This is a genomic window from Rhodococcus sp. KRD197, assembly GCF_017168235.1.
GTDB lineage: Bacteria > Actinomycetota > Actinomycetes > Mycobacteriales > Mycobacteriaceae > Rhodococcoides.
The window spans coordinates 970,295-992,012 of sequence record NZ_JABFAO010000004.1; the positions used below are offsets into that span (position 1 = coordinate 970,295).

Below are 21,718 nucleotides of genomic sequence, written 5' to 3' on the forward strand. Positions count from 1 at the left end.
CCAACTGAAGGAGTCACTTCTCATGGATCGATATCTCGACATTGTCAGCACCGTCGCCTTCCTGTTCGCGGCTGTCAACATCGTTGCCGCGATGTACTTCCACTACCGCTACACCGTCGGTCCGTCCTCGACGAAGAACTTCCGCAACGCACAATTCCACTGGGTCGCCAGCACAGCCTTCGCGATTCTCGCCGTGAACACCGACCGGTCAGTGTCGATACCCGTGGCCCTCGTCCTCACCATCGCGATGGCACTCGCTCTCACCGTCCCACTGATCCATCTGCGCCGGATCCGTGCAACCCGCTACCCGACCTTCTTCGAGCAGATCGACGCCGACGCCATCATCGACCGCGCCCGCGACGGCCGCACCCACGACTGACCACCACAAACACACACATCGGGGGAGAGAAGAAACATGCTCATCACAGCCGGACTACTGATCGTCATGGCCGCAGGCATCGGCAGCATCGCACTCCGCGACAAAACCAAGCCCAGACTCGCCGACCTCGCATTCGTGCTCATGATCGCCGGGGTCCTCGTGCTCAACATCGGCCTGTGGACCACCCTCGACGACACCAACAACCTCGCCCAATGGTTCGCCAAAATCCTCGTCGCCGCAGCAACACTCGTCATCATCCCCGTCGCAATCCACGCGCTACGCACCAGCCGCCGCCGCGAAACCGCCGAACAGGAAACCCGAATGAACATCCTCACCTCGTACCGCGACCACACCAGACTTCGCCGCCAACTCCGCAGCGACTACACCGACGACACCGTCCAGCAATACATGGCCGCCGCAGACACCCACAACCAACTCCGCATCACCCTCCGCACCATCAGTGCATACGCACTCGGACTGATCGCAGTCATCGCCGCCGCCTACAACGTCCTCCGAAGTTTCAGCGGCGACGGCAACCACATCAGCATCATCGAACTTGCCTTCCCGTTTCTCGCCCTCGCATACTCCTGGACCCTGCACCGCACCAACAAGGGCCTCGACGCGAAATACACCACAGAGACCATCGAACACGTCAACAACGCCAAGTACCTCAACGAACTGACCAACCGCGAACGCCGCTGACACGTACCAGCGCTACCTGGCGGGACCGGTCCACCCCCGCATGACCGCCTCCGATCCGTCCTGCTGTACCCACACTGCGCCGCCGTAGAGCACCAGCTCCGGCGGCGCAGTGCGTTCCGAAGAAAGATCGAAGTAGAACCCCACATCATCTCGAAATCATCGATGACCCCAGGCCGCACGGACTTGCTCGCGTACCTGCTCACGGAGCTCGCTCGGGTGCGGTGTGGTGGTCGACGCCGCGCCAACCGCCTTCGGTAGTTCGGCATCTCGACCCACACGGACACCTGTCAGGCGTCTCGAGATTCGACTGACTTCACTCTTCGGAATGCCAGTACGGTCTGCAATCGCCCTCACCGACAGGCCCTCCGCCGCAAGCGCGTAGACCGCTTGTTGCTTGACCTGGCCGAACACGTCACTCGCGATCGCCGCAGCGCGGCGGGCGCGCTCCACAGCTTCCCCCGCAGAGTGTCCGTAGCCAACACCGAATTCGGACTGAAGCGGCCCGCGATCCTCGCGTTCGCGCTGCGTCAGCGAATCATGCCAATCGATTACATCGAGGTACGTCTCTCTGACAACTGGAACCCTCGTGCAGCTTGGTTGGATCTGGAGCCGGGCGGGGAACGGCCATTAACGCGGTAATAAGGGCCGATGAAGGCCGGTTGGGAATAGCTATTAAATTCCGCTACAGGACGACGACTGCCCTTTATTTGAATCTGGAAAACCCATGTGGGACAAAGCAAAACGCGAATTTATTGGCAAATATTACCCTGGCATAAAGGCTGCTATTGACATAGAATGGAAGTCAATAGAGCAATTCCGTACAGGAGAGAGCTATGCCCACTACCGTCGACCCCGCCGCCTGGCACTTCGTAACTGAGTTCCCGCGGTGAAACCGCTCCGTTCAGTCCCTACGCCCGGCGACGACGACAATGCCCGCGCGGACCTCGCACCCGCCGAATCGGTGTCCGAGGTCCAGGTCGTCATCGCGGACGAGTGTGTCTACGACCCCGCGACCGACCCCGAAGCCCTGCTGCTGTGTGCATTGATGTGGAGCGCTCAGACCGGGGGAGTGCCCACCGAGGATCAACGCATCACCGAGACCATGACCGCCGACGACTTCGACGACGTCCTCTACCGGCGGGTGTTCACCGTCGCCGCCGACCTCGTCGCGGCCGGCGACCCCTACGACCCGGCGAGTGTCAGCGCAGCGTTCATGCGGTCCGGATCCGGCGGTGCCAAGGACGCGCCCCTGCGACGACGCCTCAACGAAGTCATCACCGCAGGGGCATCCGGTGCCGCCGCCACTCACTACGCAGACATCGTGCTCTCCCAGGCGTACCGCCGCAGCTATCGAACCGTGGCAGCGTCCATCGTCCAGGCCGCTGAAGAGCTACCGGAGGAATACCTGTTCGATCATCTTGTCGAGTACGGGCGCGCTCAACGCGCACTGTGGCAAAGGCTCAACGCCTTTCGAGGAAAGCAGTGACTGCGACCGATAAGGCCACCGGCATGGTCCGGACGGATCGACCTGTGTCGAATCAAGCGTCAAGATATGTTGACGTACAGTCAGCGTCAACGAATCTTGACGTGCCGTCGGGTACTGCGTCGACGCGGACGCCGGGCGTGCCCGTGTTGCGGCCACCGTTCGCGTACTACGGCGGAAAGACCCGCCTGGCTCCGATGATCGCGGCCGCACTGCCGGACCACACCCAGTACGTCGAACCGTATGCGGGATCGCTCGCGGTGCTGTTCGCCAAGGCCCCGGCCCGGTTGGAGACCGTCAACGACCTCGACGGCGACATCGTCCACTTCTGGCGGGTGCTGCGAGAGCGTCCCGACGAGCTCGCGCGGGCCTGCGCGCTGACCCCGCACGCGCGCACCGAACGCACAGGAGCACTTCAGCGCCCCTCCGACCTCGACGACGTCGAACGGGCTCGCCGAATCTGGGTGTGCCTGACCGCCGGTCGCACCGGCACCCTGCGCAACACCGGCTGGCGATACGACACCTCCGACGCCGCGTCGACGTCCATGCCCCGCCGCCTGGCCGGGTACGTCGCCCGCATCGACGCTGTCGCCGCCCGCCTGCGCAGTGTCTCACTCGAACACCGCAACGCACTCGAGGTCATCGAGGCATACGGCGGCGGACGACGGACCGTCATCTACGCCGACCCGCCCTACGTCGGCGAAGTCCGGACACGGAACTACCGCACCGAAATGACTAGCGCAACAGACCACCACGCTCTCGCCGAACGACTCAACGCCTGCCAGGCGACGGTGGTGCTGTCCGGATACGCCAGCGAGCTCTACGACCGGAAGCTCTACCGCGACTGGTACCGCACAGAATTGCGCTCCCACACCAGCCAGAGCGGAACCTGGGAGCACCGCACCGAAGTGCTGTGGTCCAACCGTCCGCTGCGCATCGACGACTCGGACCCGGCATGTAACGGAACTCCGAGCACGGGCGCGGAATGTAACGAAACCCGCTGCCAGGCGGCCGACTGCGCGAGAGTGCTCACTCAACCCGCGACCGGACGCCCGAGACGCTTCTGCTCGCCCGCCTGCCGAGTCCGCGCCCACCGACACACCACCACCACACGGAAAGAAACCCACGCATGAGAGCACCGAACGAAACCGGCGACCGCTTCGCCGCCATCACCGAGAAGATCGCCGTCCTCGAACACGCACTCACCGAGCTGTCCACCGATGTGTCCGCGTGGCCCGACACCGACCACGGGCTGCGGTGCGAACCAGTCGACGGCACCGGGGAGTCGAGCAGCGGGGATCCGGACGCACTCGCGGCCACCGCCGCCGCCCACGTCCAGTCGGCCCGCGAGGCGCTACGTCGTCTCGACGGTGCGGTATCTACGGCCTGGGCAGCCTCGGCGCGGCTCTACCTCGCAGACCCGGCCGAGCAGCGATGACCTCCGAGACGGTGCGGACGGTCGACGACGAGCCTGCCGCGCCGTGCAGCCTCGACCCCGCGTCGTGGGACCTGGACGCCTCGACGGTCGAGGTACTGAAGGCGTCGGTTCGGGTGTGCCGGTTCGAGTGCCCACTGCTGACCGCGTGCCGATCCGCACTCGCGGCCGGCGCAGTCAGACCCGCATCGATGGTGCTCGCCGGGATCGCGTTCGACTACAACGGTGACCGGGTCGACCTCGACAGTCCCCGCACCCGCACCGGACCCCGCAACGAACGAGACACCCGCGGCGTCGACACCCACGGACGCCGCTACAACGGACACACCGGACGTTGGGAATCACCCACCCGATCACCGGCTACGGTGCGACGCTCTGCCTGACCATCCCACCACTGGGTAACGGTTTTGTGTTACACAACCGCAGGTTTTGTAGTACACTACTAGGTATGGGGATCAAGTGGACACAAAGCGCAGACAAGCACGAAGTTGACCGCGCGGATGCCCTGAACGCGATACACAACGCTTACTACGTCGAGGATGAGTTCGATGATTCCCGTGTTCCAGGGCAGGTGAAACCGACGTTGTACATCGGCCCGCCGCTCAGGCCGGGGGGACCGCTCCTCGAAGTGATGGTCAATATCATCCCGCCGTCGGACGTCGTCATCTTCCACGTCATGGAAGCACAGGAGAGGAATCTCGAGCGCATGGACGACTGAACGATTCGTGCATCTGCTTTCTGCTCCACTACCCAGCTCCATATACCCAGAGGTGAACATCATGAACAGCACCAACAAGGCCGACAAGCCCGACACCAGCACCACCAGGCGGGACGACGACCAGACCCGCGCAATTCGGCAATGGGCACGAGACAACGGATACAGCGTTTCTTCTGCCCACGGCGCACTCGATTCCGAGGCCGACGATTCGACGGACTACGACGCTCTGTCCGACTGGGCTGAGAACGAGATGACGCTGCCGACCAAATCGACGACGGCGAAGCGGGGCCGCGAGGCCGCCGCACACGGTCGGGCGCTGCTCGACCGTGTCGGAGGGCGTCCGTCGCTGGACCCCGACGCCGAACCCGGCAGCGAATCCCCGGTGCGGCAGGTCCGGCTACCCAAGCCGCTCGATGCACGTATCGACGCCATCGCCGCGCAGCAAGGCCGCAGCCGATCGGCAGTACTGCGCGATGCAGTCGCCGAGTACGCCGACGCGCACAGCGCGAACGTGTGAGCGCTGCAGGCGGTGTCTGCTCCGAGGTGGAATCGCCGATCGGGGCGTACCTGCGGTGGTGCGGACACGTCGGAGCCGACGCATATGACCTCGATGCGCTGCAGGAGTGGGACTACCTTCACGCCGTCGAGATGACCGTCGCCGAACGCCGCACTCTGACCGTATGGGCACAGGCGGTCGACACCGCGCCGCGCCCGCAGCGCTGACCGCGCGTTAACCGGCCCGTACGGAAAAGGCACCCACATTGGCTGTATGGGTGCCTTTCTCGTCGGTTGCGAGCGGTGTCAGTGGTGATCGCTGACCCAGACCTCGTCGCCGAAGTCGATGTCGTAATCGGCCAGATACGGCGCATCGGGGTCACCGCTCGCGGTGTACCGCGGGTAGAGACCTTTCTGCTGTTCGGTCTGGAGAACGACCACCCGCACGCGCCCGGGCGTGAGGTGGATTTCGCGTAGTACGCCGGTCATCGGTTCGTTCCACAGCACCGCATCGAACGCCAGGACCGCGCCGAGGTCGCCGCCGTCGAGCCGGAACGCAGGCTTACCGACGCCCTCTAGTGCGATGCCCTCCATGCCGATCGCGGCGGACCGCTGCGGAGGCGGAGGCAAGCGGTGCCGCCCTTCCCGTACCTGCGGTGGAAACTGATGGTCGGTGGTCATCCGAGACCGTGATCGGCCGACCGCGATGTCGCCGCTGTGTGTGTCGGGCCCGGTGCGGTGTGCAGCGCGGACGAGGTGGCCCACGCCGTACCGGACGAGCGTCCGGACGGGGCAGTGACCAACCCGCGCGGACGCGTCGACGCGCCCTCGACGTCGACCGCGTTCGACGTCGATACCGACGCGGACACAGCCTCAGTGTTGTCGGTGCGTGCGTCCGGCGTCGACCGCGCCCGCAGCTCGTCGAGGTCGGCTGCGAGGGCGGTGATGTGTTCGGCGTCGGCGACCGGGTCGAGGACGGAGATGTTCGCGCGCAAGTTCCGCACCTGAACGGACCGCTCGGCGGCGATGCGGTCGGTATCGGAGACCTCTGCTTCATGGATCACGCGCAGGACGGTGTCGTTGCGCATTGGTTCGATCGTGCCGCCGAGATCGGCCGCGAGTGATTCGGCGATGCGGTGCGCGTCGTGGCTGGCGTACGCGCCGACGTCGGTGCGCGAGTTCGGGATCGGGCCTGGGCGGGTGGAGTACACCTGAACGTCGAGCACCCCGGGTGCATCGACCTCACTGTCGGGCAACGGCGGCGACGCGTCGAGAACGGCGGCGACGGCAGTGGTGACCTCTCGCGGTGCGGAGATGACGGTGCGCAGTACACCGTTCTTGTATGCCGGTAGCGCACTCAGCTCGGCGGCGAGCTCGCCGGGCGTACCGATGAACTCGACGTCACGGCGAGAGCTTCCCTCGGAGACGGCGTCGATGACGACTGAGACGGTGTCGACTTCGCGGGTGTCCGACAGTGCCGCTGCTTGGGTGAGTGCGAACTGCCCGGCGGAGCGCGAGGTGTAGAACGCTCCGCGGTAGTGCACGAAACCGGGGTCGCCGTTGCGGTCGAGGGAGGCTACTTCGACGTTGAATTCGGGCTGGCTCATGGTGAATGGGTCCTTTTTAAGTGATGTGGGTGCGCCCGCACGAGGAGAAGATGTGTCGAGCGTGCGAGGGTGCACGGGGATCCGCGACCGGTGCCGGTGCGCGGGTGGTGTGAGGGCAGCGGTGTCAGTGCGCGGGGGTAGTCGAGGACTGCGGTTCGGTCGACACGTCGGGTGCAGGCGACGAGGCGACGTCGTCGTGTTGTCGGTCGGGGCCGGCGGTGTTCTCGGCACCGACTCGGCGGCGCGGCGTACCGCGACTGGTGCTGCGCTTCGTTGACGCCTTGGATGCCTTCTTGCCGGTCGGCGGCGTTGGTGCGGTCAGGCCGCTCTCGGTGAGTTCGGCTGCTGTCCATCCGGCGTCGATCGCCTCTTTGTACGCGGCGGCGTGTTCGGCGGTGGCGCGATCGGCCTCGCGGGATGCCTCGGCGACTTTCTCGCGTGCGGCGGCGGACGCTTCGGCGGCGTCGAAGAGGGACTCGATGTATTTGGTGCGGTTCTCGATCGCGGCGCGTGCGCGGGCGATGACGGTGTCTTTGTCGACCGTGGGGGAGATGGACATCAGATGTGAGGGCCTTCCAGTTTCGGTGCGCGAAATCCCCACCGGACAGGCACCGATCACTCACAAGAGCAACACAACCCACAGTGCGGTGAACGCAGTGCGGGGTGAATCGGTACGGGTGGGGCGCGCTCGAACGTGACCCTCATCGACGCTCGAACTTGGTCTACAGCTTAGGGCAAACCAGTGTGTATCGCTATGAGTCGAAACCGATGTCTGGGCTTTGGTTCACAGCGCCCTGTAGGGGTGCAGATCGAAGCTGGATGCGACACAATTCCACTATGAGTATGGCGGACGACATCAACTCTCACCGCAGCAGCGTGGAGCGCGACCGACTTGAATGGGAAGCAAAACGCGCCGCTGCGCGCAGCACGCTCAAGAAGCATCTCGAAGATCAGGCTGAGGACTTCATTGCCTCAGCTCGCCGTCTGAAAATAAAGCCCACAAACGGTTGGGTTCGACCTCGCTGGGACCTTGACCTCAGCGTCCCCAACGGCGAGGTCTCCGACGGCTATGCACATTCCAACGGTGCCAAGGTCCGTATTCACAGCAACGGCACCGTCGTCCTGTGCAACTACGGCGGCATGCCCAGCTCCGATCCCAGTTACACCTCGCTGACGCCCCCCACCGAAGCGCAGGTCCGTAGTGCGCTTACGAGGTGGCTTCGAGAGCGCTGACGACGCTCGCAGTTCCCAAAGGGTGTGTAGCGAGCGGACGGAAACTTGCGTCGCCAGCGTAGGTTCCACTCGGTCTCTGCGAGTGCGTCTACACCGGCGGCGGGGAGATGTTGCACATAGGCGTCTGCTGGCACTCTGCCGACCGTGACCGTCGCCGACGTCACCACGGCGCACGGTTGGCTGCGCGTCTTTGACGTCATCAGTTGGACGCGCGGCAAGGAGACGTCGACAACCGTGCACCGGGCGCTGGAGGCGGCGCACGCAGTGGTTGCAGGAATACCGTTGCAGCGCGTACTCAGTCGGCGTTGCATCGCCTGCACATCGAACAAAGTGCGGTGTGTGCAGAAGCGTCGGTGCGAGCACGGCGGTCGGTCAGTAGTAGTCGTTGCCGTAGGGGTCGCGGCGGTACCCGCGCCGGGGTCTGCGGTCGGCGACTCCGCTGGCACCGCCGAGCGCGAACAGGGGAAGCGTGAACAGCATCACCGCGATGAACGCGCCGATCACCGCGATGAACGTGGAGAACACGACTGCGAGAACGACGAGGTACGCGCCGACGCCGATCACGGTGAGAATGTTCGCGACGAACCCCTTCCATCCGGGGTCGTTCTCTCCGAGGTACCGCACGTACCAGATCAGGAATCCGGCACCGGCAATCGCGAGCAGGGGGAGAGGTCCGACGTCGTCAGTGAAGAGCGAGGAGAGCGTCATCTCGTAAGTCCTATCGTCGAGGACTGCTCTCACCGGTGCGGTGCAGCGGCCCGAAGCCTGATGGATCTATCTCTACCGCGTGCCACCGACATGTGTCGGTGGCGTTCGGTTCAGAACAGAGTCGGTGGTGCTTGTGCGTCGAAGCTGTGGCCGGCGAGCGCGGCCAGCATTCGTTGTTCGTCGTAGCCGTCTTTGAGTGCGTCGCGGATCGCGACGGCGCGCCCGTAACGTCCGCGCGGATCACCGCCTGCCGGTGTCGGCCCGATGTGCCGCCCGACTGCAACAGCGTGCGCAAGATTCGCTGACTGGGTGCCGCGTTTGAGGTGACCGTCCGTCACTCGCACGCACAGTGTTTCGTCGCAGTCGTGCTCACCGACGATCCCGTCACCGAGGTCGCCGTATTCGAGCAGCAACGCGAACCGGTGCGCCGACAGCGTGCGTGGTGCGTCGCCGTCGGTGAAGGTAAAGACTGGCAATGGGTACGTATTTGATTTGTGCGCAATTCTCGATCACTCGGAGACTTCCCGGGCAGGCAGGACAGCGTTCCAGACCCCATCACAGATCCTCGGTTCTCCAAGCCCGCAGAATAGTCGGCGCTACACCCGCAGCGTCAGACCAAATCGTCAGCTTCCATGCACCGCCGAATCCACCCCCTTCCCTGGCGGGGTCGCTTCAAGCCGGTAATGGCGCGAGAGCGCACCGTCGTAGAACTCCTCTGTGTATTCGGTGAAGCCGATGCGTTCGGCTACGCGTCCCGAGCGTTCGTTCGCTACATTCACGCTCGCCACCAACGGCATCCAGGGCATCGCGCGGGCGCGCCAGTCCACAACTGCTTTTGCCGCCTCCACCGCGTAACCGCGGCCCCATACCTCCGGGTGGAAGCGGTAGCCGAGGTTCAGTACCTTCTCGTCGTGGAAGTCGCGGACACGCGCCCCGGCCAGTCCGATCACGTCGGGGCTGGCGCGAGTAGTCACCGCGCAGTAGCCGTACCCGTGCTCGATCCAGTGCGCGAGCCACGTGTCGACTAACAGGCCGACCTGCGCCGCGTCGGGCGGGTCCGACTCGAACTGGGTTGTGCGGGGATCGGTGTGCAACTTGATCATTGTCGGCCGGTCTTCTTCGCGCAGTGAACGCAGGATCAGCCGGTTAGTTTTGATATCTGTGAACACAACCGCGAAACTATCGCAGCCTTCGGTTTCGAGGACCATCTAGAAGCAGCAGTGATAAGCGCGATCGATGTACTGGCGTCGCGACCAAAAACCCACCACCGGTACACCCCATAGGGGAAGGAGTCGTTGCGTAGTCGTTCGATTAACGGCGAACAAACGAATGGCTCCTCCGATGTAGCAAGGTTTGGTCGGTTGACTGGTAACGCAGACGTATTCGAATGTGCGCTATTGACCAGTGACGCGGTCAGGTACCCAGGTAGGCCACCACAGCCATCACACGACGGCTCAGACCCGAGGAGTTCGCCAGTCCCAGCTTCTCGAAGACAGCGTTGATGTGCTTCTCGACCGAGCTCACCGAAACGTACAGATCAGCAGCTATTCGCGCGTTGGTGAAACCCTGAGCCATCAGCTCGAGGACATCGCGTTCACGAGGAGTAAGTCGTTCGAGGGGATTCGATCGGGTCGTGCGAGACAACAGCTGCCGCACCACCTCCGGGTCGAAGGCCGTCCCGCCGTCGGCAACCCTGTTCAAGGCGTCCAAGAACTCGTCGACTTGCGCGACGCGGTCCTTGAGCAGGTAGCCGACCTTGCCGCCGGATCCGCTGATCAGCTCTGCTGCATAACGGTTTTCGACGTACTGGGAGAGTACGAGTACCGCCACCTCCGGCCATCGACGGCGAATGGTCAATGCCGCCTGCAATCCCTCGTCGCTGTGGTCGGGAGGCATACGGACGTCGGTGACGACGATGTCCGGGCGATCCTGTTCCACCGCGGCGAGTAGCGCGTCGGCGTCGCCCACGGACGCGATCACGTCGTGGCCTTCGTCGACGAGCAGCCGCACCAGACCCTCACGCAGCAACGTCGAGTCCTCCGCGACGATCACCCGCACGGGACGCTCGCCGTCACGACGGTCGGGCCGCCGACCGGGCTGTCCACAGTGAGGGTGCCATCTAAGGCCGCGACGCGGCGGGCCAATCCGGACAATCCGGTTCCTGACGGGTCGGCCCCGCCGGGCCCGTCGTCGGTAACGGTCACTAGTACGCGGTCGAACCCCTGGTGAGTGACGTTGACCTCCAATAGTTTTGGAGATGCGTGCTTGGCTGCGTTGGTCACCGCCTCCGAGATGACGAAGTAGACGGCCGTTTCTACAGCGGGCCGCGGCCTCTCCGTCAATTCGTAGGTGAGTCGGACTGGAATGCTTGCCCGTTCGGCCATTGTCTCGATCGCCGTGTGCAGACCGGCTTGGTCGAGTGCGATCGGGTACACCCGGTTGGCGACCTCGCGCAGCTCGCTGATCGCTTCCTGGGATGCGACGTGGGCTTGGGCAAGGAGTTCGTGCACCTTGTCGGGTTTTTCGGCGCGGCGCGCGCGGCCGATGAGCATTCCCAGGGCAACCAGTCGCTGCTGTGCACCGTCGTGCAGGTCGCGCTCGATGCGGCGGCGTTCGTCATCGATGGCGTCGACGACGTGATCGCGGCTGGTCGTCAGTTCGGCCACCCGTTGCTGCAGCAACCGGTCGGACTGTCGTCCGAGCACGAGGATGGCGAACCAGCGGTCCAGCGATGCCACCCCTGCCACGCCGACGACCGCGGTGAAGATCAGCAGGATTCCGGGCAGCGCCGCTACCGCTACGAGTCGACCGTCAACGCGGTCCGAGTTTTCGATCAGGCCCCAGCTGCCGTTCAGGATCCACGCAGAGATCATCGATCCGGCCACGACGAAACAGAGAGTCAGAAAGAGGACCACGCCTATTCCGAGTGATCCGATCATCCATCGACCGCTGAGATACCAGCGACAGCGGCGAGGGGTCAGCACGTCCGTGTAGAGCCGACCGTGGAAGCGGGTGATCCGCCGGAGCTCGAGCCCGGTCAACGCCAGTGCGCCATCATCGACTGCGCTCCTCCCCGGTACTCCCCGCCGGCCTAGGACGCGCGCCAACGCGAGGGCGAGTACTCCCACCACGGTGAACACGAGCGCCGACACCGCCGTGAGGCTACCGAGCAGAACCCCGGCCAGTGCCGTCAGCCATCGCCGATAAACAGAGCTGATCGACGTTCGATCCGCCAGGTCGGGTGGATACACGACATGGTTTTTCAACACTCCAGCAGCCTAACCGAGCTTGTGGCCACTGATATTGCGGTAAACCACAGGGTTTTTGCGGGGGAAGCCCCCTCATGATCGACGGTCTTCCTCGATGTCTCCCATTCGGAAAGTTTCTAACGTTTTCAGTGACCTTCCTGACGAGCGATGGCACCGACAAATAAAGGAATGACAATGTCTGACTTACTGATCGCTGCGGCGACTGAAACCGAGCCGCTTGATGGGCTGGCCGGGTGGGCGGTCGGCGTCATGGACGCGCTCGGTGGCCCCGGTGCCGCCGTCGTCGTCGGTGCCGACAATCTGTTCCCGCCGATTCCGAGCGAGCTCGTTCTCCCGCTTGCCGGGTTCTCGGCCAGCCAGGGAGTGTTCTCCTTCGGTGCCGCGCTCCTCTGGACGACGCTCGGCTCGGTCTTGGGCGCGGTCATCGTCTATGCGGTCGGCGCGCTCATCGGACGCGAGCGCACGCGGGCACTGGTGGCGCGAATCCCGCTGATCAAGGCCAGCGACTTCGACCGCTCGGAGGCGTGGTTCACCAGGCATGGCTCGAAGGCAGTGCTGCTCGGCCGCATGGTCCCATTGTTTCGTAGCTTCATCTCCCTGCCGGCCGGGATCGAGCGGATGGGAATGACGAAGTTCCTCCTGCTCACCACTATCGGCAGTCTGATCTGGAACACCATTTTCGTCACCGCGGGATATCAGCTGGGCGAGAACTGGCACCTGGTCGACGCGTATGCCGAAATCCTGCAGAAGATCGTCATAGTCACGGTCGCAATCGCTTTTGTCGTCTTCGTGGCGCTGCGGTTGCGGTCCCGCCTCCAGACCGGGCCACCCGATCAAACCGGACACCGAGCGCGATGACGAGGGGGCCAAAGATGAACCAAGTGAATTTCGATCAGACCACCAGTGAGCAGCCCGCAGTCCGCGTGCGTGCCGCGCGTCGCCGATACGACCTGGGCGACGAGACCGTCAACGCCCTGAACGATCTCAGCGTGGACTTTCACCGCAGAACTTTCACTGCGGTGATGGGCCCATCGGGATCGGGCAAATCGACTCTGTTGCAGTGCGCTGCGGGGCTCGACAGATTGGACGGCGGGGAGACCTTCATAGGCGACGTGGAGGTGGGATCCCTCAGCGAGCAGGCACGGACCCTCCTGCGCCGATCCAAGGTGGGTTTCGTCTTTCAGTCCTACAACCTCATTGACTCGCTGACGGCAATCCAGAATCTCGAGCTGCCACTGCGGCTTGCCGGACGCAAGCCTGACCGTTCCAGAATCACCGCAGGACTGACGAGGGTCGGTCTCGCGGATCGAATGCATCATCGGCCGTCTCAACTGTCCGGCGGCCAGCAGCAACGGGTCGCCATCGCCCGCGCCCTGGTCTCCGAACCTGAAGTGGTGTTCGCCGACGAGCCCACGGGCGCATTGGACTCTGCCGGCTCGCGGTCAGTCCTGGAGCTACTGCGAAGCGTCGTCGATCACGAGGGTCAGACCGTGGTGATGGTGACCCACGATCCGACCGCGGCTTCGTTCGCCGATCGAGTGCTGTTTCTCCGTGACGGGAAAGTGGTCGACGATCTACAGCACCGCCGGGGCCTGCCAGGCGACAACCGGACCGCCGCCCAGATCGCAGCTCGGATGGCCGAGGTCAGAGCATGATCACCTGGGCATTGGCGTCGTTCCGACGCCGGATCACGGCTGCGCTGGGGGTACTGCTGGCGGTGTTCGTCGGCGTTCTGATCACCACTGCCACAGCACAAGTCATGGCTGCCGCGCGGCCGCAGCCACCCGAGCGGCTACAAGGGGCGTCGTTGGTGGTGGCCGGCGAGCGAGCAACGAACGTGCTAGGACAGGCGGGTGACCGCAGCGCGTGGGGCGGAGACCGGCTCGCCCAACTGACGCAGCAGATCCGCTCGATCCCGGGTATCACCGATGTTGTGGCGGACCGCAGCTTCCTTGCGCAGATCGTTACTCCGTCCGGAGCACTGCCGAGTGCTGATCCCCAGGTCGCCGGGCATGGGTGGTCGAGCACGTCGCTGGCTCCCTACCGACTGACTTCCGGCGAGCAACCGCAGCAGGCGTCGGAGATCGCGCTCGGGCCCGAGTTCGGTGCCTCCGTTGGCGAACGGGTCACTCTTCGGACCGCACAGGGCGATATCGAGGTGACAGTCGCCGGTACCACCGACGGTCCTGGCGTCTACTTCGACGACGCTACCGCCGCGCAGTTGGCCCCCGCCGCCAGCCTCCTCGGTATCGAGGTCCCCGATCAGTCGGCAGAAGCCTCGGTGCAGGCGGTTGCGGCGCAGTTCGGTGGCGAGGTGGTGACGGATCGCAGTGCCCTGCAGGATGACTCGATCGCGAAAAGCCGCTACCTGAGCAGTCAGTTCCTGACGGCGCTGGCGCTGGCGTCGTTGGTTGTGAGTCTCTTCGTCGTCGCGGTCACCTCGAAGTTCGCCGTCGACGAGCGCACTCAGGAGTTCGGTCTCCTTCGCGCAACCGGAGCGTTGCCGAAGCAGTTGCGCCGCGTGGTGCTGCTGGAAGCCGCGCTGCTGGGGACGGTGGGATCGGTCGCGGGAGCTGCGGCCGGGGTGCTGGCGACGGTGCCGTTGGCCGCCATGCTGCGATCGTGGGGGATTTTGCCGGCCGAGCTCAGCGTGACGGTCGACGTGCCCACTGTCTTGGCGACGACCCTGGGCGGTATCGCCATCGCCGTGATCGGGGCCGCCATCTCGGCGGTGAGCGCTTCGCGGGTGAGCCCGCTGGCCGCAATGCGCCCCGAGTCGACTCGTCCACGTAAGGGCCACGGGCGCTTACGAACAATCAGCGGAACCGCATTGGCCGCACTCGTCGTGATCGAGGTGATCGCTGGCCGCACGGTGCCGGGTCTGGACTCGGTGTTGATGGCGATCGTCATCGCTCTCACTGCTGCTATCGCTGCCGCGTGTCTCGCACCGGTACTGGTGCCTCGACTGGCACGAATCTTGCTGTGGCTGCCGTGGCGGATCCGGCCGTCCGCCCCTCTCATGGTCGGCAGCGCCGAGGTCACCACAAACCCGCGCCGGTCTGCCTCGATCGCTGCTCCGGCGATCATCGCGGCCGCTCTCGCCATCCTGGCCAGTGGATTCATTCCTACGATGCGAATCGCCTACCCCGCGGAAACCGCAAATCAGATACAGGGCCAGTCGGTGGTGGTATCCGATGGTGACTACCTCACGGCTGACCAAGTGTCCCAAGCGTTCGAGAAGTACGACGTCATCGAGGTCGGGATCTCCAGTCGCGCCCGACTTGTCGTTCCGGGATGGACTGTCGCGCTTCCCGTCACGGCACTTCCGAGTGCGGCCGAGCCCTCTGCCTTCGAGGTGCCCCGATATCTAGCCGACGAGAACGGCTGGCAGACAGGCGACTCCGTTGCGCTGGTAATGGCGGATGGGACCGACCTCAACCCGAAGATCACGTCGATTGTGGACGAACCGAGGGGCGAGCATCCTGGTGTGGCCCTGTCCGAAGGCATCATTCGGCTCCATGACCCCTCGGCCGTGGCGGACGAGGTGTTCGTGCAATCGTCATCTGTCGAGACCTCCGCCGCGTCGCCCCCGGCAGGCACCCGCGTCACGGATGCGATCACCTGGTCTTCGACCCGCTATGACAAGGACCTGACTTTGCTCAATCGTTACGTCATGACCTTTATCGCAATCGCTGTCAGTTACGCCGTACTCGCCGCCGCCATCACAATCGCGATGTCCATGCGGCATCGGCAGGCCCAGGTGCGCACACTGGCACGTTCCGGTGCCACCAAGCGGCAAATCAGCGGAGTGGTCGTCATCGAGGCTATCGTCGCCGGCGCGTGCGGCGTGTTGCTCGGTGCGCTCTGTACGCTCGTGCCGCTACACGAGATGGCGGCCGGTCTGTCGAACACCACAGGAAGCCCAGTAGGCGTTCACCTCGACTGGGGGCAAGCCCTGCTGGTGCCGCTGGGGATCGTGTGCCTGATGGCCGGGACTGCATCGGTTGTGAGCTTTCGCCAGGAGCAGGCGAACGTTCAGTGACCCCGGGCTCATCTTCCAATCACCAAAGGGTGAGGGGTCGTCCTGCGACTTCGGCAGCGAGAATGCGGGCCTCGATGGTGGCGGAGTCGTCGCCGGTGGCCAATCCAGTCCGGATGGCTGTGGCGATGGCGCGGGTTCGACCGGCTGCGCCGCGGACGTCGGAGAGGGGGCTGGCGAGATTCCGTCGCCGCGCGGTGTATTCGGCACGATTGGTGGTGTTGGTGCCCAGCTGCATATGCGCAGGATTGGTGCAGCCGGCGAAGTCGCATTGATGACACAGCACGGCGTCTTCGGTGTCGGACCATCCGAGCCGGGGGATCACGCCGTATTCGAGTTGGTAGGCGAACAGGTGCGCGGGGATCGTGCCTCGTCTCGACGCGCCCGGTCGGCTCGCGGCGCGAAACGACCCATGACCGGTGGAGGACACCGCGGCTGTCCAGACCCAGCAGAGGTGGTCGGCCCGCCGATAGCGTTTCGACTCGAACCGGGCGATCACCGTCGAATCATCGAGCCAGGAACGCAACAGGTGCGCCGGAATCCGCACCGGTTGAGGCTCTCCGAGCAACACCATTTGCAGAGACTGTTCCGCGTTGCTTCTGTGGGCAGCGGCGGGTAGGCCGCGCAGCGGCAGCATCTCGCTGTTGGTCGTCGCCGACATCGCTGCCTCCGTTCCGATCCGGACTGTTACCGACCGGCGCGAGAGTATGCGGCGATACTGACAACTTTCGTATGCGTTCGCCGGTAACAGCTCCGCTGGGAGCTGTTACCGACGTGTGCCAGAGCTCTCGTCGTCGATTATCGGAGGGGTTTCGCGGTGTGTTCGGCGGGCGATGTAGGTGGTCCAGTCGCGCGCGGCGAGCGCGGTCCACCGAGCAGCGGCGGAAGCCGAGACGCCGAGCAATTCGGCGAGGACGGGTGATGGTAGGTCTGCGGCGAGGTCGCACAGGGCTGCGCCGCGGGCGGGACGGACGAAGATGCCAAGTTCGGTATTGAGGCGCTTCGTCAGGTTCCCGGGGTCGCGGTGGTGTCCGCGACGTGCACCGGGAAACAACCATGGTGGGCTGTCGATGTCGGAGGGCAGCGAATGCTGTTCGGCGAATCGGGTCACGAGCTGCGCCAGTGCCGGCGGTAACAGCACAGGATGCGCGGCGAGAGTCAGGTAAGTGCCGGACTCGTCGGTGGTGAGGTCGTTTCGTGTGAGTTCGACTATTCGGGTGGGGATGTAGCCGTAGAGCAGGACGAGGGCACCGGCGACACGCAGTTCCAGCGGTGTGGTGTCTTCGTGCAAGCAGCGCCGCAATAGTGCCCATCGGGTGTCTTCGGCGAGAAGGTGGGTGGCGAGACCTGTTCGTCCGAGCGGTATCACTGTCAGATCGGTGGCATATCCGTTGGCGTGCGCCCAGTGGAGGAAGTCGCGGATCCGGTGGCGGGTTGTTGCGCCCTGCGACAGCCACAGGTCGACGTCGGCCTGAGTTGATGTCGACAGTGCCGTATCGCGGGTAGCGAGCCACGCCATGAACTGGGCTGCGACTGCGATGCGGGTGCGCACGTATTTCGGGGTGCTGGGGGAGTCGAGGCCGCGTGCGGCTCGATGTCGTGCACGGCGCAGCACAGACCAAGCGGCGTAGGGCCGCAGCAGGGCTGCCACGTCGGGCTGCTGGTCGGCGAGGTAGTGCTGCAGCCACGGATCGACCGCGTCGGTCAACCTGCTGCGCGGACTCAAAGCGCCGGTGTCGACGAGGACGTGTCGCAGCAACCGCACGTGGTTGTCCTGAGGCAGCGCGTCCAAGTGGGCGTGAGCAATGTCGTGGTGGGCGGCGGCGAGATCGCGAAGCAGATGCGTCCACTGCGAGTACTTGCAGCGATGCTCGATCTGCGGGGGCGTGTACAGCGCAAGCATCACCGTGCGCAGAGCCATCAGCTGTGGATGAACAGCCCCGTCGGGGCCCGCGAGGACTGCGTCGAGTTGCCCTGTGGTGGTGCAGCTGTGACAGGTGTCGTTGACGAGCAGATCGAACCCGTGGCACGTCCGGCAGTTCCACAGGCGGTTGTCTCCGGCACACGGCCCGCATAAGGAGTCTCCGCCGCTATCGGTGCCGACGAGTGGACGGCGGAGACTGCACCGGGCGCACGGTGCCGGGTTGTCGCGCAGGGCGTAGAAGCACGGGGCGCAGATCGATCCGATCGGCAGGGTGATGCGCGTATCTCGCAGTGCGCCGCACCGCGAACACGACGGTTTCGGTGTGCACGCAGCGTGGCAGGGCGCGCAGATCGGTCCAGCCGGCAACACCGCGCGGACGCGCCGGGTGGCCCCACAATCAGTGCACGGCTTGTGTGGGCGCGTGCGCGATGCACACGTCGAGCAGATCGGCCGTCCGAGGGTACGACCCTTTTCGCAGGGCTTGGCTATGCCGCACACGAAACATGTGGCAGTCGGCGGGATGCGGCACCGATCACAGATCCAGAGCGAGCCATCGCGCCGCGCATAGCTGGTGACGCGGCTGCACTGGTGGCATCGGTGTTGGCGGGAGCGGTGGTAACAGCTCGAACAGATCGGACCGTGCTCGGTGACCGCTTTCGCGAGTTGGTCGGTACGGCCGCACTCGGCGCACGTGTGGCGCGGCTTCGGGCCACAGTTCTGGCACAGCGGCCGGCCGTCGACGCGGTAGGCCACCAGCGTCACCTTCGCGCATTTGGTGCACGGACTGTGACGGGCCGTGTCCTTGCGTGCGCAGTGAGCACAGACTGTGCCGCCGACCTCTCGGTGCGCGGGCGGGCCCGACTGCCCACAGCGGACACAGGTGATGCGATGCGATCGGAAATAGCAGCGGGCACAGATCGAGGAGTCGTCGCCTTTGCTGCGGTAGGGCAACGGTCGGTTCGAGTCGCCGCAGCGTCCACATCTCGCGCGGTGTACCTCGGGGTGATCGACAGCGAGCATGTCGAGGAGTCGGCGCACGCCTGTGGGGCCTGCAGAGTCGCCGGAGGTCAATGCGTCCGGATGGGTATGCACGTGTGCGAGAACCTGTGCGGTGTGCGCCGGTGTCAGTTTCAGCGCGACCAGCCCTCGCGTCACGGCGTCAGGATCGGCGGTGGGAAGCAGATCGCAGATCCAGGCAACGATCGCAGCCGAGTCAGCGGCCTTGCTCAGTCGCCTTTGCTCGCGGAAGTTCACAGTCCCTGCGGGCGGCGAATCGTGGAGCGCCGCACCGTCGGGGCAGGTTTCGGTACGGGGGAGCTGTTGACGGTCTTAGTGATCTGTTCGTTGACGGCGGTGATTTCGATCAGGTCGTCGACTCCGACGTCGAGGATGTCGCAGAGAGCGGCGAGGGTGTCCATGCTCAGTCGTTGTGGGGGTTGGGTGACGAGCCGGAAGACTTGTTCGCGGGAGAGGTGAATGCCGCGTTCGGCCAACAGTGGAACGAGGTCCGAGGTGGCGAACATGTCCCGGGTGGCCATGATCTTTCGCAGGTGCCAGTGGTAGCCCATCTTTCTCGTCATCACAGCTGCTCCCATACGTCGGAGTGTCGTTTCATCGCGCGTTGGAGCAACCTGTTGCGATAGTCGTCGGACACTCCGGTGTAGAGCGCCGTCGTCGCGGCGTACGCATGGCCGACCTGAACGGAGACAAATTTTTCCGGGTAGTCGAACTCGACGAGGTGTGTGACGTAGCTGTGGCGCAGGCAGTGAAGATCGAGCTGGGTCGAAAGACCGGCTGCCTCACGCGCGGCGGTGAACGCTTCGTTGATGCGGCGCAGCGACATACGGTCCGAGCGTTCGGTCACCCACATTGCAGGGTGCGCTCCGACGCCGAACTCTGGTCGTATCTCATCGATCCACTGGTCGAGAACGGGGACGATCCAATCCATCTCGGGGACGGTGAGGACGGTGCGCCGTTTGGGAGGTCCGCCGCGTGAAGATTTGCCCCACCGCACGAACAAGCCGCCGCTGCGGCCGAACTCGGGGACCTTCGGGTTGTGCCGCAGATCGGTCAGGTCCAACCCCCACGCTTCGCGGCGACGAAGCCCGAACGCGTAAATCGTTTTGAGCAGTGCTGCATCGCGCATCGCGCCGAGTGCGCCCTTGCGGTGACGGGTACGGATGTCGTCGACTCGGCTGTCGGCGGCATCGAACAACAGTTGAACTTCGTCGTAGGTCAACGGCCGCCGATGGGGGTTGCCTTCGTATTCGTTGACGTGGACGACGGTGTTGTCTTTGTGCAGTAGTTGCGACGGCGCGGCACCGAACCGTTGCATGCATTCGGCGGGCCAGCCGTACCGCGGGTCGGTGACGAACTCGAGAAATGTTCGCAGCGTGTGCTCGTACAGGCGTGCGGTCGAGACGGCAATGCGTTGTCCGCAATGGCGTCGGGTGTCGATGAACTCCTCGACGTCCGAGCAAGTCCAGAGCCACGGGTAATCGTTGGTGTATTCGGTCATGCGCCGGATCTTCAACGACCGTCCGGCAATCGTCCCGGGTTTGAGGAATCGGACCCGTTGTTGCCGTGCCCAGCCGTCCAGCATTGCCTCGAACACCGCTGTCTGCGGATCGAGATGTACTACTCCGGAAGCGAGGACGAGATGGCTGGCTCCCGGTAAATCCGTCGCCGACACCATGTTGCATACGATGCATCATCGTTGCGTTATTGGCAACCCCCACTGTTGGCCTGTTCAGGCGGGGCGGCGCGTGCAACGATCAGTCCGAGGCAACTACTTGACGTGCACGGTCGCTAAATATCGGCGGACCGTCGAATGCATGAACCGATGCAACTCCGCTCGGTTTCTCCCGTACCCGTCGGGAAAACTCACCGACCCGTTGAAGAAGAAGCAGGTTGGAGTTCGCACGACCTTCTGCCAGAACCGCGCCACGGTCTTCGCGGTCAACGGTTGCTGCAACGGTCGCCACACCCGACGAACGGGCTGAGGTGTTGCAGCGTCGGTGTCATCCCCGAACAACGCCAGTTGCAGCACCGGAGCGCTCACCAGTTACCCCTGACTCGTCGCGGGCTCGGCGTCCGTGACGCTGTCGCCGGACGCGGTCTTGCTCGTCGTTGCATCCACTGTCGACGCCGTGTCGGCGGCATCGTGCCCAGCCGAGCCGTTGCGAGGATCTGCCTCCGCATCCGAGTCGGAGTCCGAGGTGTCGTCGCCGGTGTCTGTGCTCGCCGACGTCGCTGCGGTGTCGGTGAGTAGCGCCAGAAGTTTGCGTGCCTCCCCGGTCGTGATCCCCACGAGTGTCGCAGCGGCGCTGAGGGTTCCTTCCCGGCCCCGGATGTCGTCGAGCGCGCGGGCCATCGCCAGCCGAGCCGCGTCGATCTGCTCGGCGGCAGCGAAATAGTCCGTCAGCGAGCCCATGTTCTTCTCGTCGCGCGCTTTCCGGTCGGCGAGAACTTTCTGCTGCGCTGCCCGTGCCCGAGCGCGCGCTGTCTGCCGTGCCTGAGTCGACGCCATGCGGCCAACCCTAGTGTCAGACACCGTCAAAGTTCCAGATCCTGACACAAGCTCCTCTCAGATCACCAATCTGACAACCCCAAATCCTGACCCCAGACACACTAGATTTGCCCCCTGTACTCCACGTCCCAAAGTCAAAGTCGAACCCACATACCTCATGCATTAAGGCCTCTTCGCGGATCCCGCTGGTATGGTCC

At 64.5% G+C, this 21,718-nt stretch carries 28 protein-coding genes; 13 read left to right on the forward strand and 15 right to left on the reverse strand.

The genetic code is table 11. From position 1 onward, the window contains the following. Window positions 1-22: 22 nt before the first annotated feature. The gene (locus J1M86_RS10870) at window positions 23-379 is read left to right on the forward strand and encodes a hypothetical protein (protein WP_206509796.1); all 357 of its coding nucleotides are present in this window, start codon (window positions 23-25) and stop codon (window positions 377-379) included. A gap of 36 nt (window positions 380-415) precedes the next feature. Continuing rightward, entirely contained in the window at window positions 416-1,081 is a 666-nt protein-coding gene (locus J1M86_RS10875; protein ID WP_206509797.1) for a hypothetical protein, read from the forward strand. Between the two features lie 156 nt (window positions 1,082-1,237). Here J1M86_RS10875 and J1M86_RS10880 read toward each other — a convergent pair whose 3' ends face one another. Continuing rightward, window positions 1,238-1,531 carry a helix-turn-helix domain-containing protein gene (locus tag J1M86_RS10880; protein WP_206509798.1) on the reverse strand — a complete coding sequence of 98 codons (294 nt, stop codon included), beginning with the start codon at window positions 1,529-1,531 and terminating at the stop codon, window positions 1,238-1,240. Between the two features lie 436 nt (window positions 1,532-1,967). Between J1M86_RS10880 and J1M86_RS10885 the strand changes: the two genes are divergently transcribed. The 7 genes from J1M86_RS10885 (at window position 1,968) to J1M86_RS10915 (ending at window position 5,440) form a co-directional block, all read left to right on the forward strand. After that, on the forward strand, window positions 1,968-2,567 hold the full coding sequence (locus J1M86_RS10885; protein WP_206509799.1) for a DnaB-like helicase N-terminal domain-containing protein: 600 nt from the start codon (window positions 1,968-1,970) through the stop codon (window positions 2,565-2,567). Window positions 2,568-2,668: 101 nt separating this feature from the next. After that, a complete protein-coding gene (locus J1M86_RS10890) occupies window positions 2,669-3,697 on the forward strand; it encodes a DNA adenine methylase (protein ID WP_307786600.1) in 1,029 nt (342 codons plus the stop codon). Then, the gene (locus J1M86_RS10895; RefSeq protein ID WP_206509800.1) at window positions 3,694-4,002 is read left to right on the forward strand and encodes a hypothetical protein; all 309 of its coding nucleotides are present in this window, start codon (window positions 3,694-3,696) and stop codon (window positions 4,000-4,002) included. The genes J1M86_RS10890 and J1M86_RS10895 overlap by 4 nt, the downstream gene beginning before the upstream one ends. Then, a complete protein-coding gene (locus J1M86_RS10900) occupies window positions 3,999-4,382 on the forward strand; it encodes a hypothetical protein (RefSeq protein WP_206509801.1) in 384 nt (127 codons plus the stop codon). Before J1M86_RS10895 ends, J1M86_RS10900 begins: the two co-directional genes overlap by 4 nt. 65 nt (window positions 4,383-4,447) lie before the next feature. Further along, window positions 4,448-4,717 carry a hypothetical protein gene (locus J1M86_RS10905; RefSeq protein ID WP_068373819.1) on the forward strand — a complete coding sequence of 90 codons (270 nt, stop codon included), beginning with the start codon at window positions 4,448-4,450 and terminating at the stop codon, window positions 4,715-4,717. Between the two features lie 61 nt (window positions 4,718-4,778). Beyond that, a complete protein-coding gene (locus J1M86_RS10910; RefSeq protein ID WP_206509802.1) occupies window positions 4,779-5,234 on the forward strand; it encodes a ribbon-helix-helix domain-containing protein in 456 nt (151 codons plus the stop codon). After that, window positions 5,231-5,440 carry a hypothetical protein gene (locus J1M86_RS10915; RefSeq protein WP_206509803.1) on the forward strand — a complete coding sequence of 70 codons (210 nt, stop codon included), beginning with the start codon at window positions 5,231-5,233 and terminating at the stop codon, window positions 5,438-5,440. Before J1M86_RS10910 ends, J1M86_RS10915 begins: the two co-directional genes overlap by 4 nt. Window positions 5,441-5,518: 78 nt before the next feature. Here J1M86_RS10915 and J1M86_RS10920 read toward each other — a convergent pair whose 3' ends face one another. The 3 genes from J1M86_RS10920 to J1M86_RS10930 form a co-directional block, all read right to left on the reverse strand. Next, window positions 5,519-5,893 carry a hypothetical protein gene (locus tag J1M86_RS10920; protein ID WP_206509804.1) on the reverse strand — a complete coding sequence of 125 codons (375 nt, stop codon included), beginning with the start codon at window positions 5,891-5,893 and terminating at the stop codon, window positions 5,519-5,521. Further along, the gene (locus J1M86_RS10925) at window positions 5,890-6,819 is read right to left on the reverse strand and encodes a methyltransferase (protein ID WP_206509805.1); all 930 of its coding nucleotides are present in this window, start codon (window positions 6,817-6,819) and stop codon (window positions 5,890-5,892) included. Before J1M86_RS10925 ends, J1M86_RS10920 begins: the two co-directional genes overlap by 4 nt. A 124-nt stretch (window positions 6,820-6,943) precedes the next feature. After that, a complete protein-coding gene (locus J1M86_RS10930; RefSeq protein WP_206509806.1) occupies window positions 6,944-7,378 on the reverse strand; it encodes a hypothetical protein in 435 nt (144 codons plus the stop codon). Window positions 7,379-7,656: 278 nt separating this feature from the next. Between J1M86_RS10930 and J1M86_RS10935 the strand changes: the two genes are divergently transcribed. Further along, on the forward strand, window positions 7,657-8,052 hold the full coding sequence (locus J1M86_RS10935) for a hypothetical protein (protein WP_206509807.1): 396 nt from the start codon (window positions 7,657-7,659) through the stop codon (window positions 8,050-8,052). Between the two features lie 372 nt (window positions 8,053-8,424). Here J1M86_RS10935 and J1M86_RS10940 read toward each other — a convergent pair whose 3' ends face one another. From J1M86_RS10940 to J1M86_RS10960, 5 genes are all read right to left on the reverse strand, one after another. Then, entirely contained in the window at window positions 8,425-8,760 is a 336-nt protein-coding gene (locus J1M86_RS10940) for a hypothetical protein (protein WP_206509808.1), read from the reverse strand. Window positions 8,761-8,870: 110 nt separating this feature from the next. Further along, the gene (locus tag J1M86_RS10945; RefSeq protein ID WP_206509809.1) at window positions 8,871-9,236 is read right to left on the reverse strand and encodes a hypothetical protein; all 366 of its coding nucleotides are present in this window, start codon (window positions 9,234-9,236) and stop codon (window positions 8,871-8,873) included. Between the two features lie 147 nt (window positions 9,237-9,383). Continuing rightward, window positions 9,384-9,968, reverse strand: a complete 585-nt coding sequence (locus J1M86_RS10950; protein ID WP_206509810.1) for a GNAT family N-acetyltransferase — start codon at window positions 9,966-9,968, stop codon at window positions 9,384-9,386. 205 nt (window positions 9,969-10,173) lie between these two features. Further along, on the reverse strand, window positions 10,174-10,818 hold the full coding sequence (locus tag J1M86_RS10955) for a response regulator transcription factor (protein ID WP_206509811.1): 645 nt from the start codon (window positions 10,816-10,818) through the stop codon (window positions 10,174-10,176). Then, the gene (locus J1M86_RS10960) at window positions 10,809-12,029 is read right to left on the reverse strand and encodes a sensor histidine kinase (RefSeq protein ID WP_206509812.1); all 1,221 of its coding nucleotides are present in this window, start codon (window positions 12,027-12,029) and stop codon (window positions 10,809-10,811) included. Before J1M86_RS10960 ends, J1M86_RS10955 begins: the two co-directional genes overlap by 10 nt. Before the next feature lie 174 nt (window positions 12,030-12,203). Here J1M86_RS10960 and J1M86_RS10965 point away from each other — a divergent pair, with 174 nt between their 5' ends. From J1M86_RS10965 to J1M86_RS10975, 3 genes are read left to right on the forward strand one after another with little or no spacing between them, the layout of a single operon-like run. Further along, window positions 12,204-12,887 carry a DedA family protein gene (locus J1M86_RS10965; protein WP_206509813.1) on the forward strand — a complete coding sequence of 228 codons (684 nt, stop codon included), beginning with the start codon at window positions 12,204-12,206 and terminating at the stop codon, window positions 12,885-12,887. 14 nt (window positions 12,888-12,901) lie between these two features. Beyond that, the gene (locus J1M86_RS10970; protein WP_206509814.1) at window positions 12,902-13,684 is read left to right on the forward strand and encodes an ABC transporter ATP-binding protein; all 783 of its coding nucleotides are present in this window, start codon (window positions 12,902-12,904) and stop codon (window positions 13,682-13,684) included. Next, window positions 13,681-16,071, forward strand: a complete 2,391-nt coding sequence (locus tag J1M86_RS10975; protein WP_206509815.1) for an ABC transporter permease — start codon at window positions 13,681-13,683, stop codon at window positions 16,069-16,071. Before J1M86_RS10970 ends, J1M86_RS10975 begins: the two co-directional genes overlap by 4 nt. 19 nt (window positions 16,072-16,090) lie before the next feature. Here the strand turns inward: J1M86_RS10975 and J1M86_RS10980 are convergent, their stop codons facing one another. The 6 genes from J1M86_RS10980 to J1M86_RS11005 all read right to left on the reverse strand — a co-directional run bounded on the left by J1M86_RS10980 (window position 16,091) and on the right by J1M86_RS11005 (window position 21,521). Further along, entirely contained in the window at window positions 16,091-16,729 is a 639-nt protein-coding gene (locus J1M86_RS10980; protein ID WP_241259757.1) for a hypothetical protein, read from the reverse strand. 105 nt (window positions 16,730-16,834) lie between these two features. Continuing rightward, window positions 16,835-17,989 carry a hypothetical protein gene (locus J1M86_RS10985; RefSeq protein ID WP_206509816.1) on the reverse strand — a complete coding sequence of 385 codons (1,155 nt, stop codon included), beginning with the start codon at window positions 17,987-17,989 and terminating at the stop codon, window positions 16,835-16,837. Window positions 17,990-19,242: 1,253 nt separating this feature from the next. Then, window positions 19,243-19,572 carry a helix-turn-helix transcriptional regulator gene (locus J1M86_RS10990; RefSeq protein WP_206509817.1) on the reverse strand — a complete coding sequence of 110 codons (330 nt, stop codon included), beginning with the start codon at window positions 19,570-19,572 and terminating at the stop codon, window positions 19,243-19,245. Beyond that, a complete protein-coding gene (locus J1M86_RS10995; RefSeq protein ID WP_206509818.1) occupies window positions 19,572-20,687 on the reverse strand; it encodes a tyrosine-type recombinase/integrase in 1,116 nt (371 codons plus the stop codon). Before J1M86_RS10995 ends, J1M86_RS10990 begins: the two co-directional genes overlap by 1 nt. Before the next feature lie 93 nt (window positions 20,688-20,780). After that, a complete protein-coding gene (locus J1M86_RS11000; RefSeq protein ID WP_206509819.1) occupies window positions 20,781-21,053 on the reverse strand; it encodes a hypothetical protein in 273 nt (90 codons plus the stop codon). Window positions 21,054-21,056: 3 nt separating this feature from the next. After that, window positions 21,057-21,521 (reverse strand): hypothetical protein, encoded by a 465-nt coding sequence (locus J1M86_RS11005; protein ID WP_206509820.1) that lies wholly within the window; start codon window positions 21,519-21,521, stop codon window positions 21,057-21,059. Window positions 21,522-21,718: the final 197 nt, after the last annotated feature.

What these genes read in the sequence shown, in the direction of transcription:
- J1M86_RS10950 (WP_206509810.1), bottom strand. Translation starts at nt 9,968, where the DNA reads ATGGTCCTCGAAACCGAAGGCTGCGATAGTTTCGCGGTTGTGTTCACA.
- J1M86_RS10940 (WP_206509808.1), bottom strand. Translation starts at nt 8,760, where the DNA reads ATGACGCTCTCCTCGCTCTTCACTGACGACGTCGGACCTCTCCCCCTG.
- J1M86_RS10995 (WP_206509818.1), bottom strand. Translation starts at nt 20,687, where the DNA reads ATGGTGTCGGCGACGGATTTACCGGGAGCCAGCCATCTCGTCCTCGCT.
- J1M86_RS10985 (WP_206509816.1), bottom strand. Translation starts at nt 17,989, where the DNA reads ATGGCTCTGCGCACGGTGATGCTTGCGCTGTACACGCCCCCGCAGATC.
- J1M86_RS10900 (WP_206509801.1), top strand. Translation starts at nt 3,999, where the DNA reads ATGACCTCCGAGACGGTGCGGACGGTCGACGACGAGCCTGCCGCGCCG.
- J1M86_RS10930 (WP_206509806.1), bottom strand. Translation starts at nt 7,378, where the DNA reads ATGTCCATCTCCCCCACGGTCGACAAAGACACCGTCATCGCCCGCGCA.
- J1M86_RS10920 (WP_206509804.1), bottom strand. Translation starts at nt 5,893, where the DNA reads ATGACCACCGACCATCAGTTTCCACCGCAGGTACGGGAAGGGCGGCAC.
- J1M86_RS10905 (WP_068373819.1), top strand. Translation starts at nt 4,448, where the DNA reads ATGGGGATCAAGTGGACACAAAGCGCAGACAAGCACGAAGTTGACCGC.
- J1M86_RS10980 (WP_241259757.1), bottom strand. Translation starts at nt 16,729, where the DNA reads ATGTCGGCGACGACCAACAGCGAGATGCTGCCGCTGCGCGGCCTACCC.
- J1M86_RS10925 (WP_206509805.1), bottom strand. Translation starts at nt 6,819, where the DNA reads ATGAGCCAGCCCGAATTCAACGTCGAAGTAGCCTCCCTCGACCGCAAC.
- J1M86_RS10870 (WP_206509796.1), top strand. Translation starts at nt 23, where the DNA reads ATGGATCGATATCTCGACATTGTCAGCACCGTCGCCTTCCTGTTCGCG.
- J1M86_RS10970 (WP_206509814.1), top strand. Translation starts at nt 12,902, where the DNA reads ATGAACCAAGTGAATTTCGATCAGACCACCAGTGAGCAGCCCGCAGTC.
- J1M86_RS10965 (WP_206509813.1), top strand. Translation starts at nt 12,204, where the DNA reads ATGTCTGACTTACTGATCGCTGCGGCGACTGAAACCGAGCCGCTTGAT.
- J1M86_RS10975 (WP_206509815.1), top strand. Translation starts at nt 13,681, where the DNA reads ATGATCACCTGGGCATTGGCGTCGTTCCGACGCCGGATCACGGCTGCG.
- J1M86_RS10910 (WP_206509802.1), top strand. Translation starts at nt 4,779, where the DNA reads ATGAACAGCACCAACAAGGCCGACAAGCCCGACACCAGCACCACCAGG.
- J1M86_RS10895 (WP_206509800.1), top strand. Translation starts at nt 3,694, where the DNA reads ATGAGAGCACCGAACGAAACCGGCGACCGCTTCGCCGCCATCACCGAG.
- J1M86_RS10935 (WP_206509807.1), top strand. Translation starts at nt 7,657, where the DNA reads ATGAGTATGGCGGACGACATCAACTCTCACCGCAGCAGCGTGGAGCGC.
- J1M86_RS11005 (WP_206509820.1), bottom strand. Translation starts at nt 21,521, where the DNA reads ATGGCGTCGACTCAGGCACGGCAGACAGCGCGCGCTCGGGCACGGGCA.
- J1M86_RS10990 (WP_206509817.1), bottom strand. Translation starts at nt 19,572, where the DNA reads ATGACGAGAAAGATGGGCTACCACTGGCACCTGCGAAAGATCATGGCC.
- J1M86_RS10875 (WP_206509797.1), top strand. Translation starts at nt 416, where the DNA reads ATGCTCATCACAGCCGGACTACTGATCGTCATGGCCGCAGGCATCGGC.